We start from the raw sequence: 21,111 nt of genomic DNA, 5'->3' as shown, positions 1-21,111 counted from the left end.
TGCTAATATGCTAATTTACAAATCTGCTAATTATTTTTTCAAAGAGCTATAAGCTAACAGCTAGAGGCTAATAGCTTACTATATAGATAAACTTTTTAATTCGTCTTAAACCTTAGCACAGTGAAAGAATAAGCGGGTAATTTACAGTTATCCCCTACATTGAAACTATCTGATACCGGTTTGGCCGATTTATCGTCAGGTGTGCCTGTCAGCAAAGTTCTTGAAGCCATAGGATTTGTTATACTGATGCCCGTCAGGTCTAATTTTGCATTTACTTCTACAGGCAGCAAATTCACCAGTTTCACAATCACATCTCCGGTCTTGCTATCGCGGACGATTGATTTTGCAATACGTTTCTGAACAGCATCCCGATTGTCTGAAAGCTCTATCTTACTTGTCAGGTATTCGTCTCCCGAATGCTGTCCGTACAGTTTCTGTACATAATAGCTCACAGTCGGTTTCACTTCGGTATTATTGAAATATATCAGGTCGGGATTCCATTGGGTATGTCCTTCTTTTGCCAGCAGTGGCGCATAAGAAGTCATTGTTACAATATCTCCGTTACGCTCCACATTGGCCAGATGAAGAGCTTCAGCCAAAGCTGTTTCCACATTATTCGGCCTGCCCGGAAGGTGGGCGGCATATTCACCCAGATACACTTTCGACTTCGAACGGTCGTATTTGTCGTAAAAATCCTGATTGTGGATATACCATCCCGGTGGATTGTAATAATGCTCATCTACCATCGGGATATGTAATTTATCGGCGATACCCCAGCCTTCCACATAGTCTGTCCCTTCATAGAAAGGCCCGACTGTGCCTATTACGGTTATTTCGGGATACTTTTCTTTTACGGCATTGAATATCATGGTAAAACGTTCCTCGAAAATATCGGAGATAATGTCTTCGTTTCCTATTCCGATATATTTCAGGTTGAATGGTTTGGGATGCCCTGCCTCTGCACGTTTTTTACCCCATGTGGTGTTTACATCGCCATTTGCCCATTCTATCAGGTCTAGTACATCCTGTATATAATTTCCCATTTCGCTCATCGGTATTCCGCCTTGTTGCCCGCCCAGAGAGCAACCGTGGTGCGCCGAATTCTGGCACGGTACTCCTGCCGCTACCACAGGAACCGGCTCAGCTCCTAAATCTTCGCAGAACCGGAAGTATTCGAAATACCCCAATCCGGCTGTCTGATGGTATCCCCACAGGTTCCGTTGAGGTTTGCGGGCTTCGAGCGGGCCTATCGTATTTTTCCAATGGTATATATTGCCCAGTCCGTCGCCATGAGCCACACAACCTCCGGGGAAGCGGACAAAACGCGGATTCATATCGGCGATAACCTGAGCGAGGTCTTCCCGCAATCCGTTTTTGTGTCCTCTGAACGTTTTTTGAGGGAAAAGAGAAATCATATCCAGTTCCACTCTGCCCGTCATTTGTGGAACGACCTCCAGTTTTGCGTCTGTTATAGTCTGGCTAACGGTTATTACGGCATCATATTTCTTCCAGTCGCCGGAAATGGCTTTTGTGGTAGTTTCTCCATAAATCTTCCCGTTCTTATCAGTCAGTCTTACAATTAGTTTTCCTTTTTTTGCTTCCGGTGTGCGTGCAAATACCGAGAAGTTATATTTCTCTCCGGCTTTTACAGCGATACCGTCGAATCCTTCGTTTATCAGCCCTGTACCTGGCTGGCTGACCTGAAGCATGGCATAATGCTTGTTATTGGGATGGATAGGGGATACGGAATCGATTGTGAATACAGCCTGATCGCCGGTTACACTCCATGCTTTGTAGTTGTTCCAGTCTTTGTCGCGTCCTTCCTTATCGCTCAGAGCGTATTCGAAACCCCTGTTCTGGATAAGCTCCGCATAAAGACCTCCATCGGCAGCATAGTTTATATCTTCAAAGAACATTCCCAATAGCAGATCGCTTATTTTTTTAGTTTTGGAAGCATCTAGGGTGATGGTTGCATCCACAGGTTTTAGAGAAGCAAAACGCTCTTTGTCAGTGCTTGAATTCTCGGCGTTCAATATACTTTTATAAGCCACTAATTGCTGCGCTTTTATCAGTCCGTCAATCACTTTCCACGACACTTGGTGCAATGTTCCAGTTTCAGTTTTTCCTGATATAATTGCAGTTTCCCGCAGATTGGGAATGCCTGCAACTTTTTTTGCAGAACTGTAATCTTTAAAATCTTTCGTGGTAACGGCATAGGCTTGCTTATCCGAGCTTAACCATGTGATTGTATAAAGTTTACTTGCATTGTCGTAGGTGATTTCAGGTGAAAGGCAATTCCCGTTTTCCATGACCAGAGGGTAGGATTGCCGCCCCCAGTAGACAAGGTCGGGAGATGATACGGCGGCAAACGCCCCGTCTCTTTCGTTCATGCTCCATACGCAGTTCCACATACCATCGGGAGACTGGAAGAGGAAAGGAGAAAACATTTTTTTCTCAGAGCCCCAGCGTCCGTAGTCACATTTTACATAACTGTGTTCGGGGCCTATGGGGAACCAGTTTTCCTTGTCTACACTCCATGCGAAGTGCAGGCCGTTGTGATTGGAATTCTTATCAGTAGCGTACGCGAACAGATAAGCCGATGTGGGTTCACTGGCAATTGTTTTAAATACAGGAATAAAGAGTAAAATAATTAAGAGGTAGATACTTGCTTTTTTCATTCTAAAGTACGTTTATATTTGATTTGGATATATCATATTAATAAAAAAACAAATCCCAGATAGCCGGAACGGGCTCTTTTACGGAACTATTGAATACAATCCGGATATATGAAGCTTTTTTATTTATATCAATATTTACCGGTGAACCTGATATTCCTTTCTCTGTATGGTCGGCGATGGTCTCCCATACATTTCCGTCCACAGAACTTTCTACTTTTATGAAATAGGTTTTCCAGGGATATTCGAATCGTATTTCCATTGTTTTGATGAAAGTATCAGATTTGAAATCTGCTTTAATCCATGCGTTTTCATCTGTCTCCGAGGCTTTCCACAAGGTGCTGAAATCGTTATCCGTCAAATCCTTTACAGCAGTGTATTCCTCTTTCTCCGAACTTGCGGATACTGATGCAGGTTGGATGTAAATAACTTCCTTTGGCGAAAGTTTAGGGAAAGACTGTACGCTGTATGGCGTGATATTCTTTATCTGTCCGTTCTGCCCGTCAAACTCAAGTTCGTTGATGCATATCTGACGGAAGGCTGTTCCCGTATTGAATGGAAGGCTGTGACGATGGTACACGATATAATTTTTTCCTTCGAATGGCATGATGGTATGATGTCCGGGGCCATATACCTTAAGGCTGTCCGCTGTTTTCAGAACAGGGCTGTTTTCAGCTTCGGTGAAAGGGCCTAACGGCGTATCGCCCACTGCATACCTTACTTCATAGGTTTCGTCAATGGTTTTTCCTTCCGAGTAGGTGAGGTAATATTTCGAACTGTGCTTTATCATTAGCGGCCCCTCGAAATAATGAGCGGGAGTAACCTCTTTCGGTTCTGTTTTGAACGTATGCATATCATCATTCAGTTCGGCTGCATAACAATGCCCGTTTATCCAATCCCAGCCCGAACCCCAGTAGAGATAGGCTTTGCCGTCATCATCAATAAAGGCTTCGGCATCTATTACATGGTAAAAACGAGTGGTGTCGAACGGTAACATCGGTTGGTCGCCCATCATATTCTCCCACGGGCCCAGCGGATGTTTAGCCTTGCCGCACCATATTTCCGAGCCTACCGATACATACATGTAGAAAGTATCTCTTTTTTTTACGACCGATGGCGCCCATACATTGTTATTATTCGATGTAAGGGAAGTACACAGTGCCTTGGTAGGCCAGTTTAACTGATGAAATGTCCAGTTCTGAAAATCATCCGATACCCAACACGAGAGGAATTCTGCTCCCCAAGGGTCAGCCGTTGCATACATATAAAATTTGCCTTCATATTGTACAATAGAAGGGTCGGCAAAATAGCCGGGAATAACCGGACTGCGAAGTTCCGTCGTTTCCCGGGAGTCTGTTGATTTACTACCTCCGCATGCTGTGAGCAAGACGGTGAACAATAATGACAGGTAAATAAAATTTTTCTTCATATAATATTAATTTATCAATATGTATTAATCGGGTAGGGGATCGGAATAAACAGCTTTGTCCTTAATTATCGCCGACTTAAAATTTCATCTTCAAACCCCAGTGCTTTGCCAGTCATTCTGCCTCTTTTTTTGTCAGGTGTATTACTGCGCCATGCTTCGGCGAAGAGAAGTTTGTCTATTTCAGAGTTTTATTGAAACTTCTTTTCCTTTATAGGTAACTACTTTATCTATCTTCAGAGAGTTTTCAACGCCAATCCCTTTCAGTTGGTTGACGAGTACAATCCGGAATCTGCGATTTTTCAGCATACCCGGAAAGTCTCCGTTCTTGTTTTCAATGGTTAGAGTCCTGCTTTGGTCATTCCATTTAAGTTTGATTGTCGAATAAATCCCTTTTTCGTAATTATAATTGTCGTTTTCATCTTCGTACAGAACGAACTCTCCGTCTGCCCCTGTATAAACCCTTATTTCGAGGTTATCCCATTTCTTTTCGGTGGCATATTGTACTTTCGGCCCCCAAGGAATAATCGATCCGGCTCTTATATACAAAGGGATGATATCTATCGGCACTTCTTTATCGATAGTTTGGCCTCCGTTTAATTTCTCGCCTGTCCAGAAATCGAACCAGTCTGTACCCTGAGGCAAATAGACTGCCTGAGTCTTTATTTTGCTAAAATTTTCCACCGGATTCTTCCATTTATCTTTTTCTTCTGCGGAAACATACATCGGGTCGGTAACAGGTGTAACAAGGAACGATTTGCCGAACATATACTGATTGCTTATATCGTGCACTTTTTTGTCTTCGTTGAAATCCATAAATAAGGCACGCAGGAATGAACCGGAGTTGCTGGTTACATCCCAGGCTGTAGAATACATGTAAGGAATCATGCTATAACGCAGGTTGATATACTTTTCTTCCGAGTCATAAGCCCAATCACCTTTCTTCCCGAAGAAATATATTTCTTTTGATACACCACTACCGTGCGAACGTTGCATAGGTGTGAATGTACCGTACTGAAACCAGCGTGTATATAATTCGTGATATGCTTTGTTGCTTACTTCTCCTTCATATTCCCATAGGAAGAAACCGCCTATATCGGTATTCCAGTACGGAATGCCGCTAAGAGAGAAATTGAGTCCGGTAGGTATTTGCCTTTTCAGAACGTCCCATTTTGCGACTACATCTCCCGACCAGGTGTTAGCTGCATATCGTTGTTGTCCGGCAAAAGCGCATCGGGTGAGCAAATAGACACGTTTATCTGACGCGGTAGCTCTCTGATGTTCATACACACCTTTGTTCGATTGAAGCGGGAATGCATTGCGTACACTGCGGAAAGTACCGAGATAGGTGGGTATATCGAAGTCGGATTCTTTGACATCCAGATGGTCGGGTTCGGTGGAGTCGAGCCACCATGCATCTATCCCCTTCGAAAAAAGTCCTTTATTCATGTAATCCCAATAAATGTCGCGAGCTTCAGGATTATAGGCGTCATAAGCCCTTACACCCGAAGGCTTATTCGGGTCGGGCGGCCATGTGTCAGTACTGGAAGCCGGCCATGTGATAAAGTCGAGCAACATATTTTTTTCTTTCATCACCTTATATGGTTTCGTATCAGGGCCGAATGAGGCCCAGACAGAAATCATGATATGCGCATTTTGTTTATGTACATGGTCGATCATACCTTGCGGATCGGGAAATTCCGGATTGTCGAAGCTCATAGAGTTCCAGTTGGTATTAGGTCCCCAGTATTGCCAGTCCTGTATAATACCATCGAGAGGAATGCCCAGTTGCCTGTATTTATCCACTACTTCCATCATCTCTTTCTGGCTCTTATATCTTTCTCTTGATTGCCAGAATCCGAATGTCCACAACGGATACATCGGGGCCTGTCCTGTTAGGTCACGCATCTGGGCGATAACTCCGTCCCCGCTTTTACCGTACATGAAATAATAATCGGAGCATTCGCCTACTTCCGAGTCGAAAGACATCTCCTGCGGATTATCATTGAATGTGGTGGGAGAGTAGTTGTCCCAGAATATACCATATCCTTTCACCGATTGTATAAAAGGAATGCTTGCGTATAAGGCGCGCTGACGCATGAATATTTTTTCTCCGCGCTGGTTCAGTTTATTCGTTTGTTGCTGGCCTAACCCGTAAATGGCTTCGTCTTTGTCGAGAAGAAAGGCCTGACGCACACTGAATGTCTTACTTCCTGCATTATTGAAGTTGGAGAATTGTGTGCCATAATCTTTTTCTGTAAAAAGAGTTTTTCCGGCTTTGTCGGAGTAAGCAACTTTTCCTGTATTCAGATTGACGGTAACTTGCAGCAATTCACTGTTCAGGGATACTATATTCCCATTCTGATTGATGTCTAATGCTGTTGTTTGCGGTGTTTTGATTACCGATAGACTTTCCTTTTTGAAAACTCTGCCTTCCGGAGATTTTATTACGCGTACGATTGCCGGACTGTAGAATTGTATTTCTACATCCATCGACTGTACATTTGTTTTTATTCCCTTGTCAGTCTCTTGATATGTCTGGGCGAATAATTGCCCGGCTATGATGAATAAAATGAATAGTAAGCTATTCTTTCTAATACTAACCATAATTAATTAATGATTGAATTTTCAGATTTTTACTCTTTCAGAATAATACGATAAACACACTTTTCATTTCCCCGTTGTATGGAAGAAATAACAGTTGCCTTTACCGGACTTCCGTTCACTTTGGAAAACATCATTTCGGCAAACCCTTCGGAGCAAAAACATAATGCAGGGTATCTGACAGCCTCTTTCTTATTGATCAGAGGACATACACAGGCTGATTTGTTTTCGTCGGCCAATATAACTTTTCCGTTGTCTTCGTAACTAAATATCCAACCCCATTCTTTTTCTATAAATTGAATGAAATCATCCATTTTTCCTATATAAGGAGTTAACGATACATCCATGTTTAAATTTTGATAATGGGCTACAGACGCAGATTTTACTAATTTCCGGATCTCTGTTTCAGGCAGATTGTTATCCAGATTAGTAAGTATTTCCGATATCCACTTTTGAAATATAACAGCACTCCGATCGTCGTTGAGTGTTTCAGCATTGTTGGTGATGTTAACACCGGAGATTGTATTGAATCCGCAGATACATGCGCTACTCAAACAAGCCTTTTTTATAAAATTTCGTCTGGATAAAGTCATGGTTGTACTATTTTATTTCAAGAACAACAATCGATTTGGCCGGCAGTTTGATATTTAGCTTGCCATTTTCTATTTTAGCACCGGTGAAGGTCTGAGGTTTTACCAAGTCAGGATTTTCGAAAGTATTGTGATCTTCAATGTTTTTCGAGGTCAGAATCCGTCCTTTCACACTATTTATCTTCGCGTTTGAGAAATCTATATTTACATTCTGTTCTGCATTCAGGTCTATATTTGCCAGCGTAATATGTGTCAATCCGTCTTTTTGTGAGGCAGAAGCATTTACTAATGCTACATTACGGCCTCTTATCTCTTTTGTCTCCGAGATAATATCCATCGGCAGATAAGTTGCATCCTGATGTACACGGTACATGTCGAAGACATGGTAAGTCGGGGTCAGGGTCATCTTATCGTCTTTGGTCAATATCATTGATTGAAGTACATTGACTACCTGCGCTATATTAGCCATCTGAATGCGGTCGCCATACTTGTTGAATACATTCAATGAGAGGGCGGCAACAAACGCATCGCGCATAGTATTCTGTTGAAACAGGAATCCCGGATTAGTACCCGGTTCCACGTCCCACCAAGTACCCCATTCGTCTACCATGAGCCCTACTTTTTTATCTTTGTCGTATTTATCCATAATGGTCATATGCTTTTGAATGACTTCTTCTATTTCAAGGCATTTTCCCATTGTCCAATAATAATCATCCGGAGTGAATTCCGTTGCCGAACCTTTGCTGCCGCTCCATCCTGTAACCGTATAGTAATGAAGTGAAAGCCCGTGCATTTTCTTTCCGGCTTTTTTCATCAGTACATCTGTCCAGTTATAATCATAGTCACTGGCTCCACTGGCTATTTTGAAGAGTTTATTTCCGTCAAAATTGCGGCAGTAAACGGCATAACGGCGATACAAGTCTGCATAATAGTCGGGGAGCATGTCTCCTCCACAACCCCAGCTTTCGTTACCAACTCCCAGATATTTTACTTTCCATGCTTTATCCCGTCCGTTCTTACGGCGCAGGTTTGCCATCGGGCTATCACCGTCGGATGTCATATATTCTACCCATTTGGCAAGTTCTTCGACAGTGCCGCTTCCTACATTTCCGCTGATATATGGTTCGCATTCAAGTAATTCACAAAGATTGAGAAATTCGTGCGTTCCAAAACTGTTGTCTTCTACAACTCCGCCCCAGTTGTTATTAACCATCTTCGGACGGTTTTCTTTCGGGCCTATCCCGTCCATCCAGTGATATTCATCGGCAAAGCATCCGCCCGGCCAACGCAGGTTAGGGATCTGAAGTTTTTTCAGAGCATTCAGCACATCGGTACGGTAGCCTTTTGTATTGGGTATCTTTGAATCTTTTCCAACCCATAAGCCTCCATAGATACAAGTGCCGAGATGTTCGGCAAAGTGTCCGTATATGTGCTTACTGATAATTTGCTTACCTCTTTCGGGATAAATGCGGATAGATACATCCTTTTGCTGTGAGAAAGCTGAAAAGGAACTAACTAAAACTAAAGCGGTAAGTAAAAGTTTTTTTTTCATTGTTTTATGGTTATAGATTTAATAATTCTAAAGTAGGTATTATTTCAGACCTCTTACGACCAGAGATTAGTCATAATGGATGAATAATCGGTCAAATATGTTATTGTTTCGGAATTATTACCGGTAGCATATGCTAATACTACCGGTAATGAATCTTGTTTTAATAACCCGGATTCTGTTTTAAGTTGCTGTTAGTTAGTAATATGGAATTTGGTATTGGGTAAAGATCCCGGTTCTTATTTTTTGTGGCATCATGTGAAAACCATGATTTAGCTGAGAAAACTCCAAATCGGATCAAGTCCTGACGACGGCGACCTTCCTGTGCAAATTCCCATCCTAATTCATCGAGGAAACGACCATATTGAATATCGTTTCCACCTTCGCTGGTGGTACTGTATACATCGCGGCGACCATAGTCATAAACACTTCCCAGTTTCAGTTCTGCATCTGTCACAGTAGCTTTTGCCGGATTGGTATTCCTGAATGCTCTTTCCCTGACTTCTGTTACAAGTGCACCTGCTCCGGCCTGATTTGATCTCATCAATGCTTCAGCTTTCATCATCAGAATATCTGCATACCGGAACTGCGGCCAATCATTGCTCAAGCGGTTGGTAGAACCTTCTGCATACTCAAATTTTCCCCATCTGAATCCATCGGCCATATCCGAGTTGTCGATCGAAGGAACAGATTTTATATAAATAAGTTGTCCTCCGCCATCACTACGCTCCAATGGTTGTGTACCGGTAAGCGATGTGTATTGCGGACCTGAAATGTAATTTTCAGTTAACCGTATATCATCAGAATCATAAGAATCGATAAACTGAGGAATAGCACAAACGCCACCCCAAGGTCTGGCAGTGAATCCATAAGTAGTTTGGTTTTCAGGAGCTAGTGTGTACAGGTGGAAGTCGAAAGCGTTCCAGTCAGTTACGTAAACTTCATCAAAAGGGAGACCGAATATGATTTCTTTAGAGTTCTCGTTCTTAGTTACAAAGATGTTTTTCTGCTCACTTTCCAAGCCATATTCCTTTGATTCATTTGCATAATCAATCACCTTATCACATGCATCGATACAGTTTTGCCATTCGGCTGTACCGCTCCATACTTCCGCGTTCAGGTACATCTTTGCCAATATGGTATAACCAACCCATTTATTCATACGTCCGTAAAGAGCACCTCTGGGAGTTTCTGAAAGGAGATCGACGTTATTAGTTAATTCATCTATAATAAAATTATACACCTGTAACCGTGTTGATTGCTGAGGGAGTGATACATCTTTATAGTCGGTAACGATAGGAACATTCCCATACAAATCCACCAAAATGTAATAATAAGAAGCACGTAACACTTTTAGTTCGGCAATCAGAGCATCTTTCGTTTCTCCTGATACTGCAATTGCTCCATCATCAATCTGAGATAATAAACGATTGCAGGTATTGATGCCCTTATATGTACGTGCCCATCCTTGAAGAACACCATCATCTTCTGATGTCCAGGTATGCTGATGCCATCTTTTATAGATATATCCGTCAACCCAACCGATACCATCACGTCCCGGTATAACATCCTGGTCGGCACAAAGTTCCTGTGAACGGACAACCCCATTCCAAAGTAGCATCGTTTCACGCCACGACACGTAAGCAGCATTGACTAAATAACCTATTTCTTCTTCTGTGGTAGGTTTATACTGATCGGATGGGATTGTTCCATAGCTATCACTCTTCAGATCGGTACAAGAAGTGATATTAAGCAATATAAAAATGGTACAAAGTCCGAATGATAATATTTTTGTTTTCATTTTATATTCAATTTATTAGTTAGAATTTAACGCCTACACCAAGAGTGAATGAGCGAACTGTCGGATATCTGTCTCTACTGTCATACCCCGGAGTCAATCCGTTGATTTCCAACTCAGGGTCGATGCCTTTGTATCCTGTTATAGTCAGGGCGTTCAGTACAGAACCATAGACGCGAAGCGACTTGATATATTTACCTACTTTGTCGAAAGTGTAGCCTAATGTAATATTATCTATTTTCCAGTAATCTCCATCTTCTATGTAGTAGCTATTGAATTCCGGTTCAACGGATTTGCTCAGTTGCGTTTTGCCGAAAACTTTATCCGTTACAGATTTTAGTCTGTTTTCCATTCTACTGTTCTTCGTGTTTTCGTAGTTCATACGAGCGGCATTTATTATCTGGAACCCAAAAGCGCCACGCATCGTAATATTCAGATCGAATTTTTTATAACGGAAACTGTTATTCCATCCGCCATACCATGTAGGAACACCATTCCCTATCATATGCTTATCTTCCGGAGCATGCGTGAAATTATCGTAAGGTACTCTATTACCATCTCTATCCAAATAAATCCATTTACCTTCATCATCTACATCTACCACTTTGAATCCGTAGAAATTCCCTATTTTCTCCCCTACCTGTACACGGTGTGATCCCGTCACTTGTCCAGAATATTCGGCAGTTCCTGTATCGAAATAGTCATATTCCGTCTTGAATACACTTCCTGACAGGCTTTTCAGCTTGTTTGAGTTAGTTGAGAAGGTTACTGTTGTATTCCATTCAAAATCCTTATTCACAACAGGAATTCCTGATAATAGGAGCTCGAGACCTCTATTTTGCAGTTTTCCTCCATTAGCCCAAGTCGTTGGGTATAAGTTGGGAGGAGTAGGTACGGTATACTCGAATAATAAGCCATCTACTTCACGGTTATAAATATCAATAGCTCCCGATAAACGTCCTTTGAGAGCTGTAAAATCAATACCTATATTTGTTTCCTTTTTCTCCTCCCATTTCAGGTCAGGATTGGCATTTGATGCCGGAACTACAGTCTTCACCCATTTACCGTTCACATATGCGTAGCCTCCATAATTAACCATTGCTATACCTAAAAATCTGGCACTAGGCTGAGATCCCGTAACTCCATATCCTATACGAAGTTTTAGATCGTCAAATATATGCTGGTCTTTCATAAAGGCCTCTTCTGTAATTCTCCATCCTAATGATACGGAAGGAAAAGCTCCCCATTCATTATCTGTTCCCCATAACTGACTTGCACCTTCGTAACGCAAGCTTGCCATGAGCAGGTATTTATTCATATAAGAATAGGTAGCACGACCAAAAAAACCGATGAGATTGCTTGTCGTTTTTGTCGACGACCCTTCAGCTAAACCTTCTTTAAGAGCAGATCCGGCTCCTATATTATGCCAGCCGCCCATATAGTCGTCCTGAAATCCGTAATTGGAAAAATACATGTCTTCAAAATCGGTTTCATTGTAGCTATATCCTCCCAATATACTGAATTTATGGGCATTTATTTCTTTGTTGTATTGAGCCGTGAGTTCAACTAATTTCTCCATTTTAGTATAGGCTCCTACCGAAGACCAACCTGCCAAACCATCCCGGAGTGCTGAAATATGGTTTCTGGTTTCAGAATATCCATGGTTTCTGTTTTGACGATTATAAGACATAACAGCACTCAAAGTCAAATCCTTGATGGGATTGTAGATGATGCTTCCATTGAAGCGGATATCTGTGTTTTTTACATTTCCGTAGCATTCATACAGCCTTGCAAGAGGATTTTCATATTCAAATTTGTTTACATTCTCATACCAGCTTCCATCAGCATTCCTTACCGGATCAGTTGGGTTGTGGAGTGTTGCCTGACGGTATGTATAGCCGTTCCAGCTTCCTGCATTATTGGTAGATGCAAATTGATTTTTCTTACCCAAGATTCCGAATCTTAATTGCAATTTATCATCGAACATGCGGTGGGAAACCTGAATTCGTCCCTGAAAAGTTTCAGAATCCGATTTTTTCATAATACCTTCTTGCGAAGTATAGTTTATATTAGCAATATAGTTTGTGCTTGCAGTTCCACCCTGAAGGGAAAGGTTATGAACATGGGTTAGCGGAGTGCGTGTAATCTCGTTAAGCCAATCGGTATCTCCGCCATGATCTTCAGTAGGATACAATTCGCGGAATTCGCTCGCACTAAGCATATCCAGTTTGTTGGCTATCTTAGATGTACTGATATAACCATTGTATTCCACTGTATTTATCTGTGCACCCTGTGCTCTTTTGGTTGTTATTAAAATTACCCCGTTTGTACCCCGTGTCCCGTAGATAGCGGCAGCAGATCCGTCTTTCAACACATCAACGGACTCAACATCTTCCGGAGCAACTGTGCTAAGACTTCCGGGTATACCATCGATCAGAATAAGCGGATCGGTATTTGCTCCCTTGATGGAATTGTTACCACGTAATTGTATCTGTGTACTTCCTGTTGGGTCACCATTAGGATTGGAGATGGCTAATCCGGCCACTTTACCCTGAATCAGTTGTCCCACATCTTTTACCGCGCCTTTTGTAAAGTTTTCGGATTTTACACTGGCTACCGAACTCGTAATATCTCCTTTGCGCTGTGTACCATAACCGATAACTACAACTTCATTTAGGTCATTCAGGTTTTCATTCAATGTGAGATTAATCACGGATTTACCTTTTACGGCAACTTCTTGTGTTTCATAACCAATATATGAAAATATAAGAATGTCATTCTCTGGTACATCTAATTGAAATTTGCCGTCTTCATCTGTAATTGTTCCTTTGGTAGTTCCTTTTATTGTGACTGATACGCCAATGAGAGGTTCATTATTGACATCCAGTATTGTCCCTGATATTTTATCAGATTGCCGGGTGGGAACTTGTGCCGTTTGATGTTGTATTGTCCCCATACTTACAGCGATGGTGTTGTCGTTTTGTCTGAATACCAATCCTGTTTGTTTGGATATTACATCTAAAACGCTGTTCAATGTACCGCTTTTAATATCTATAGATATGTTTTTAACTTTTTCCAGTACAGATTCTTCAAATATAAATTTGAGGCTGGTCTGACTGGTAATTGATGCAAAAATACTTTTGATAGGAGCATTTGCGTGTTTCAATGTAATTCTTTTATCCTGATATTTTTCATAAATAATATTATTCGCATATGTCGGACTAGAGAATAACGGAAACAGCATAATTGCCGATATTACAATTATTATCTGTTTTTTTGAAATTAAATTCATAATTTTGTGATGTTTAAGAGTTAACTTTTCTTTTAAACTAAACTTTTTCCGGTAATCATTTTTGGTAGACTTGATATTTCCGGGGTAAAAGTGTGAGCAGTGATGTGATAGTTGCTGCTCATTCATTTTTGTAAATCTTTCTCATTTCTTCATAGGCTATTGTCTTTTTCATTTGGTAATTATGGTATTTGTCAATAAAGAGTAATATTATTTCCATTTTTTTTCTGTTTCAACTTTGTTATAAAGCAGATTGATTCCAGTACCGATTGCAGGCTTTTGTTGTCATGCTCACCTGTTATGGTATATTCTTCTCCGGGTCTTGCCAGAACAATATTTACTGCATATTTTCTGTTAAGCGTATTGATTACATCTTTGATCGGAGCTTTATCAAAGTATAAATATCCGTCTCTCCATGAAGAGGCTTGCAATACATCTTTCTTACTTTTCTGAAAGTAATGGTTTTTCTTATTTATCCATAATTCTTCGCTCGGAGTCAATTGTATAGAGCTGTTTTCATCGAAAATGCTGACTGATACGATTCCCGTAGATACTGTAACACCTATCCATTCGTCTTCATCATAGCTCCTTACATTAAATGATGTGCCAAGGACTTTTATTGAAATCTGGCCTGTATTTATAATGAAAGGTTTTTCTTTATCAGGAGTGATTTTAAAAAATGCTTCTCCGGCTAATTCCACAAGACGCTGTTTTTCTCCAAAAGTTTCAGGATATTTTAGTGTACTGGCAGAATTAATGTATATGTCAGACTCGTCGGGTAATTTTATCTCTTTTTTCTCTCCGGCAGGTATGGAGATATTGCACATTTTCGCGTCAGTCTGTTCTTTATTTTTATGTGTAAAAAGGTATATTGAAGCTGAGACAGCTATGATTACTGCTAGCCAAGCGGCGTAACGTACAGTATAGCCTATTTTTATTCTAAACCGGGAGGGAATGGGAGTTTCGCGTCTTTTCGCGTCTGCAATAATATTTGAAGCTTCATGATATAATTTTGATCTTTCCTGTATATCCGCTTCTTCATTTTGCTCCATACTTTCTTCCCATTCTTCGCTAAACTTACGTTGAAATTCAGCCATTCCTTTCTCATGGGCTATACTTTCCATTAAATCGATAAAGTCCTGTCTCGAAAATTTATTGGTCAGGTAACAATCTATAATTTTTTCTATATCCAGGTCTTTTTTGCGCATTTTTAATGGTATTGATATACGTAATACAATTAACCTTTACACAACTGGGGGTGTAAGCTGAAATTTTTTATAAAAACTTGATTTTTTTATTGATAAAGAAAAAATAAGAATAGAGGGAGGCAGAAATGGATGTCTGTATGTGCCGAGAGGTATCCCTTAATACACTTCAATGATTCCGAAATATGTTCCTGAACTGTATAAACCGAAATATTCAGTGCCGCAGCAATTTCTTTATGTGACATATGTTCTATTCTGCTTAATACGAATACTTTTTTTCTGGCAGGAGGCAACTTGTTTATTGCAGCCTTAAAAAGGCTCTTATACTCTGAATCTATAATATCATTGTCAGTAGACACCTGTTCGAGCAGACTTTTACTCATAATAAGATTCATTATATTTTCCTCTGTATTATATCTCTTCAGTGTGTTTAATATCCTGTTTTTTGTGATGGTGAAAAGGTAAGAAGAGAAATTATAATTAGAATCAATGAAAAGACGGCTTTCCCACAGATGTGTAAATATATCTTGTATGGTATCTTCTGTTAATTCTTTATCTTTCAAAAACTTTATAGCAAACAGGAATAAGCGTCTTTTGTAACGTATATACAATTCACAAAAAGCATTTTCATCGCCTTTGGAAAGTAGTTCCGCAAGATGTTTATCTGTCTTTTCTTTATAAAGCATCTATATTAGATTCAAAGTTATATGGCAAAAATATATATATTAAGTGTAAAATGAACATTTAATAGTATGTTCTAAAACATATCTGTACGATGTGATAAAATATGAATGGCTACTCAATTTTGTTGAGTAGCCATTCATATTTTTGATTATAAGATATTTGTCGCTTATTGTCTCACAGCTGTGAATAAGGAATAGAAAATGTATCTCCATCAGATATATTCCCTCTTTGAAGACCTTTTTTCAACCAGCGGGAACGCTGGGCAGATGTTCCGTGATTGAAAGCATCGGGCACGGTGTATCCCTGCGATTGCATTTGCAGGCGGTCGTCCCCGATCTGAGACGCAGCGTTCAGGCCTTCTTCAATATCGCCATCTTCTATTGAATTGAAATTCTTATTATCATGATATGCCCACACTCCCGCGTAGAAATCTGCCTGCAGTTCCAGTCTGACATTAAGCTGATTACTTTCTTTTTGGCTCATGCGTTGTTGCTGTTGATGCACTTTGTCGAGGGTGCCTAACAGATATTGTACGTGATGTCCTACCTCGTGGGCAATTACATATGCGTATGCAAAATCGCCTCCGGCATTCAGTTGATTCTGCATTTCATTGAAGAATGACAGGTCAATATAGACAGTCTGATCGGCCGGACAATAGAATGGTCCGGTAGAAGAGGATGCATTTCCGCAACCCGAATCGGTAGCCCCGCTGAATAATACCATCTTCGGAGGTACATATTTCATCCCGTTTTGATTGAAAATTTTAGTCCAGACATCCTCTGTTCCTGCCAGAATTGTCTCGGCAAAGGCAGCAGCCTGCTCCTCTTCTGCGGTTGGAGTATAATTTCGTCCTGTAGACATGCTTTCGACTGCTTGTTGCGAAACAAAATTCATCGGGTTACCACCTAATAACCATACGATTAGCGCCACTACAATAGTGCCCCCTATGCCCAAGGATATCTTACCGGATGATCCTTTGTCGCGGCGATCATCTACATTCTCACTCCTTCTTCTTCCGTCAAGTTTCATATTGTTTATTTATTGTAAAGTTAGATTATGTAAACATACAAAAACGATTTGTTTTTTGAATAAAGTTTACTGAAAAATTCAGAGTTAATCTTATATACTGGCTGTTATCCGGGAAGCCGGTCAAATCTGCTTTGATTTTAAACATCTGCCGCTATTATTTGTTTTCACTTTGTAATAAAAATGATAATCCCCCAACAATTTTCCTGTTGGGGGATTATTTTTTAATTTGAAAGCTGTGCTATACCAAAATACTTTTTTATTTGTGATTCGTATTAATTTAAGGAATGCTTATTTTCCTATACCCCAGTCCATATTGGGAGTATTACCCATTTCAAGGACAAGGCTGCCGCCTTTCAGCAACTCCGATGCAGGGAAATGGAATGTATTCAACTCCTTGCCATTCAATGTTGCTTTCTGTACATACATATTCTTTTTCGAAGCATTCTTCGCTTCAATTGTGAATTTTTCTCCCCGTCCGTATTTTCCACCCAGATTGATCTCTACTTTTTCGAAGAGAGGACTGGCTATTTCATAGATAGGATTTACGCGCGTTCCTCCATCGACCTGGAAAAGCCCGATAGTAGTCATTACAGCCCATGCGCTCATTTGCCCCTGGTCTTCATCGCCCAGATATGCATTTGCCGGTTCATATCCATAGTAACGATCGAGTATGGAGCGGCTCCACTTTTGAGTGAGCCAGGGTTTACCTGCCCAACTGAACAGGAATGCAAAATGCATTGATTGTTGATTGCCTTGTACGATAGGGTGATCCCAGTATTGGTCGTTAGGGGCATTGTAGCGCCAAGCTTCATCCTGATTGAATCCCCATTCGAGGCGGTCAAGGAAACGTTCTTTTCCTATTTTTTCTACCAACGCCGGAACATCCTGCGGAACGAAGAACGTTAGCTGCCAGGCATTTCCCTCTACATAGTGATGATTGGCTCCACTACGGAACGGATCGAAATTTTCCATCCATTTACCGGTACTGTCTTTCATATGGCAGTATCCTTCGTCGCTTATTACATTTTTCCACCAGTAGCCGCGATCGTTGAATGTATTATATACCTCTGTATTACCCAAGGCCTTGGCAAATTGTCCGACAGTCCAGTCGTCGTATGAATATTCCATCGTATTAGAGAAACGTCCCAGGTCTGACGGTACATATTTATACTTCATATAAGGAACAAGGTCGCGGTTTCCTGCAAATCCTTTAAATACCTTCTGAGCTGGAGTTGTTTGCATCTTTATAGCTGCTTCCAGAGCCTTGTTCGCATCGAAGTCACGGATTCCCATTTGGTAAGCTCCTACAATCAACGGAATTTCATGCTCGCCCACCATAACGGGTATATAGTTTAATCCGGCCGGACCTTTGGCGAGCCATCCGTTAGCATCGTACATAGCCAATTGCGAATTAACCCATTTGTTGCTCCATTCGGGAGTGACCAGATTCCAGAACTGATTGAGGTTCCAGAATGTATTCCAGAACGCGTCGCAACCCAGCATAGCGTCTTTGGACGGGTCAGCAACCTTTTGTAGTTTTCCGTCAGTCGATATCCATTCGCCGTTTATGTCACTCCATGTATTGCGGCTGCATGCACGGTACATATTATTATAAAAGCGTACCTTTTCCAGTCTGTCGTTAGTTGTGATTTGTACCCGGTTAAAGATGTCGTTCCATGTGTTTACCTGATTTTGACGGATTGCATCAAAATTCCATCCGAATTTAGAGCTAACTTCAGTTCTAAGGTTTTCGTCCGCATTAGCGATGCTAACGAATGAAATACCTGACCGCACCTGTACCACAGGGTGTTTTGTCTGATCGAATTCGACAAATACGCCTGCATCCTTACATGTTCCGGTGATTAAATCATTTATGTTGTGCGATACATCTTTGTCAATCCAACGTCCCATGTTTTTAATCGGTTGATCAAACTCTATAACAAAATGTACTGTATAGTCCTGGTCGGCATCATAACTCCACACATTCGGTGAAAATTGATGACTTGAACCTTCGATACGATAATCGCTGACTTTGCGGAGTTTTATTCCTTTAAGCTGAAAATTCTGCTCTGTAGGCGGATGCAGGTCTATCATAATCCGTGCTCCGTCACGATCGGCAGGAAATGTAAACCGTTCGAACCCGCAACGTGTAGTTGCTGTAACTTCCGCTTTAATGTTATAATCTGTAAGGTCTACAGCATAGTAACCTATATCGGCGACTTCGGTATGTTTATTTATGCGGGAGCGGTAGCCCTCATCCGGCTTTTGTTCGTCTCCTATTTGGGTTTTCAACTCTCCGTTTGCGGGCATCACGCCAAGTCCGCCCAATGTCCACTCGTGTATATGGCTGAAGCAGCCCACATTTTCGAAAGAAGGCTGGTAGCCAGCTTGCCAGCCGTTGTTTTGGTTATCAGGGCTCATCTTCACCATACTGAACGGCATCCATGGGCCGGGTGCTATCATCCAGCGCGAATGGGCTGTTCCTATACGGGTATCTACATAGCCGGCAGGAGTTTGCAGCTTTTGTGGAGAACGTTCTATTGTGCCCCGCTCTATTTCAATGCCATCTTTTAAAATACGGTAGTTGCTTTTTTTTTGTTTTTTTACTTGAGGCATAGGCGCTTCCAGTTGATATCTTCCGGCTTCAATCACCTGACTTAGAATTTCTTTACCATCAAGTTGAACACTGATTTTAGATGAGCCATCGAGCCATTGAGTATCTACAATGAGCGGCTGATATCGGTTCTTTCCGGTATTCAGTTCATAAGCCGCCGGATATACATCCCTGATGAAAAACTTATCGGCGTTTGTAACTTTTACATTTTGGGGACCTTCCAGATGTACTTCATCGAATAATATCCAGGAACCTTCCAGAACTGTTATCGATACAAGGTTACCGCCTTTTTTGAGGGTGCTGGTATTAATAGGTATTTCAATCGTTTTTTTTGTAGCATTTTGTAGCTTACCTGTGATGGCTAATGTATCCGTTATTGCTTCCTGAGTATGTGCTTTACGCTGTTTAGCCAGAGCTTCTTTATCTCCTAGCTGAAATTTTTCGTCTTGCGCGTTTATACTTACTTTAACCAATGGGAGAAATGTTTTGGCATAATCGAGGAGATTGATTACAAGCTTCCATTCTCCGTTTGCCGGAATATTATCAAGACCGAACAATATATTTATCTGATGCGTACGCCAGCCGGAGGTTGGCCATGTCCCACCCCATGTGTCGGTGGGACCGGGGAGTACATATGGAAAATCTTTTTTTATATCTGAATGACCTACTAAATAGAATTTATCCTCATATCCAAAATCATTGGCCAGGAATTGCCTGAAATTGTCCGGCCCTAAGGCAAATTCGGCAGAAGAATTATTCAAAGTCCCTATCGACCAGACTTTGTTTTCCGATGTCTGCTTCGCAAAGGTCATGATTGCGAATACACACATCGTGATTGTCAATAAAATGCTTTTTTTCATATTAATTTATGTGTTTATTGGGTTAGATCTTTATTGGGTTAGCTTATTATTATATATATGTTCATACATTATTGGGATGTAAAGTAAATTAGTTTTTTCTAATATTCAAAATATTAAGATTGTTTTTTGTGATTATTATTCCTATAGTTATTCTCCCTTTCCTTTTTTTATTTAAATATGTTCATACATTAATTGTGACATATAGATGGAGGTTAGATGTATGTGTACGGTATTCTTGCCTGTAATCTTACGATGAATGTACGTTAATGGATGATGGCAGGGTGGATGACTAGTTATTTGCTTTTATTTTTAAAATATGCTCGTGTTAAGGTTTGATTGGTTCTTTATTCATCTTCTATTCATCTTTGAGAGAAGGATATGGGGTTATAATTATTGAGGATCAGGCTGTTTTAATATTATCCCTGTATTCTTTTTACTTTTTATATAATTGTATGAACAATTAATTATTATGTATTTACAGGTTTGTTGATATTTAATTAATATTTAACATAGTTAAAAATGTTTTGTATATTATATTTATATATTTTATATACAGCTATTTAATTGTTATTTATTATTTTGATGAATTCTATTTATTGAAAAAAATAATCGAAAATAATGTTTAAGATAAAAACATTTTATATATTAGCAATCTGAAAATATGTTCATACATATTGCAAAAGCTGAGCAAAAAGAAAAATAGGATATACTAACTTGGGGAATGGAGGTGTTTTCGAATTTGAAAACAGGCTAAAATACTCGAAAGTGCTCATTTTATCATAGTTCAA

The 21,111-nt window shown here is 40.5% G+C and carries 11 protein-coding genes; all 11 read right to left on the bottom strand.

The genetic code is table 11. The features are described 5' to 3' along the window. Window positions 1-95: 95 nt before the first annotated feature. On the bottom strand, window positions 96-2,678 hold the full coding sequence (locus B3317_RS13290) for an alpha-L-arabinofuranosidase C-terminal domain-containing protein (protein ID WP_291112388.1): 2,583 nt from the start codon (window positions 2,676-2,678) through the stop codon (window positions 96-98). A 37-nt stretch (window positions 2,679-2,715) separates the two neighbouring features. Further along, window positions 2,716-4,104, bottom strand: coding sequence for a family 43 glycosylhydrolase (locus B3317_RS13285; RefSeq protein ID WP_291112385.1), 1,389 nt, complete (start codon window positions 4,102-4,104; stop codon window positions 2,716-2,718). Between the two features lie 180 nt (window positions 4,105-4,284). Then, on the bottom strand, window positions 4,285-6,708 hold the full coding sequence (locus tag B3317_RS13280; protein WP_291112383.1) for a TIM-barrel domain-containing protein: 2,424 nt from the start codon (window positions 6,706-6,708) through the stop codon (window positions 4,285-4,287). A 29-nt stretch (window positions 6,709-6,737) separates the two neighbouring features. Then, window positions 6,738-7,298, bottom strand: coding sequence for a DUF6144 family protein (locus B3317_RS13275; protein ID WP_291112381.1), 561 nt, complete (start codon window positions 7,296-7,298; stop codon window positions 6,738-6,740). Window positions 7,299-7,305: 7 nt separating this feature from the next. Further along, window positions 7,306-8,847 carry an alpha-N-arabinofuranosidase gene (locus B3317_RS13270; RefSeq protein ID WP_291112379.1) on the bottom strand — a complete coding sequence of 514 codons (1,542 nt, stop codon included), beginning with the start codon at window positions 8,845-8,847 and terminating at the stop codon, window positions 7,306-7,308. A gap of 160 nt (window positions 8,848-9,007) precedes the next feature. Further along, on the bottom strand, window positions 9,008-10,645 hold the full coding sequence (locus B3317_RS13265) for a RagB/SusD family nutrient uptake outer membrane protein (protein WP_291112377.1): 1,638 nt from the start codon (window positions 10,643-10,645) through the stop codon (window positions 9,008-9,010). A gap of 19 nt (window positions 10,646-10,664) precedes the next feature. Next, window positions 10,665-13,934 carry a TonB-dependent receptor gene (locus B3317_RS13260; RefSeq protein ID WP_291112375.1) on the bottom strand — a complete coding sequence of 1,090 codons (3,270 nt, stop codon included), beginning with the start codon at window positions 13,932-13,934 and terminating at the stop codon, window positions 10,665-10,667. A 191-nt stretch (window positions 13,935-14,125) separates the two neighbouring features. Then, the gene (locus tag B3317_RS13255; protein ID WP_291112373.1) at window positions 14,126-15,139 is read right to left on the bottom strand and encodes a FecR family protein; all 1,014 of its coding nucleotides are present in this window, start codon (window positions 15,137-15,139) and stop codon (window positions 14,126-14,128) included. Window positions 15,140-15,225: 86 nt separating this feature from the next. Next, a complete protein-coding gene (locus B3317_RS13250) occupies window positions 15,226-15,822 on the bottom strand; it encodes an RNA polymerase sigma-70 factor (protein ID WP_291112371.1) in 597 nt (198 codons plus the stop codon). 172 nt (window positions 15,823-15,994) lie between these two features. Beyond that, a complete protein-coding gene (gene ypfJ / locus B3317_RS13245) occupies window positions 15,995-16,849 on the bottom strand; it encodes a KPN_02809 family neutral zinc metallopeptidase (RefSeq protein WP_291112369.1) in 855 nt (284 codons plus the stop codon). 288 nt (window positions 16,850-17,137) lie between these two features. Continuing rightward, window positions 17,138-20,323: a GH92 family glycosyl hydrolase gene (locus B3317_RS13240; protein WP_291112367.1), complete on the bottom strand. Its 3,186-nt coding sequence runs from the start codon at window positions 20,321-20,323 to the stop codon at window positions 17,138-17,140. Between the last annotated feature and the right edge of the window lie 788 nt (window positions 20,324-21,111).

This window comes from Dysgonomonas sp. UBA7710 (assembly GCF_002482385.1).
In the GTDB taxonomy this organism is placed as follows: Bacteria; Bacteroidota; Bacteroidia; order Bacteroidales; family Dysgonomonadaceae; genus Dysgonomonas.
The sequence above is the reverse complement of the archived record's forward strand: the minus strand, read 5'-3'. Positions and strand labels throughout refer to the sequence as shown.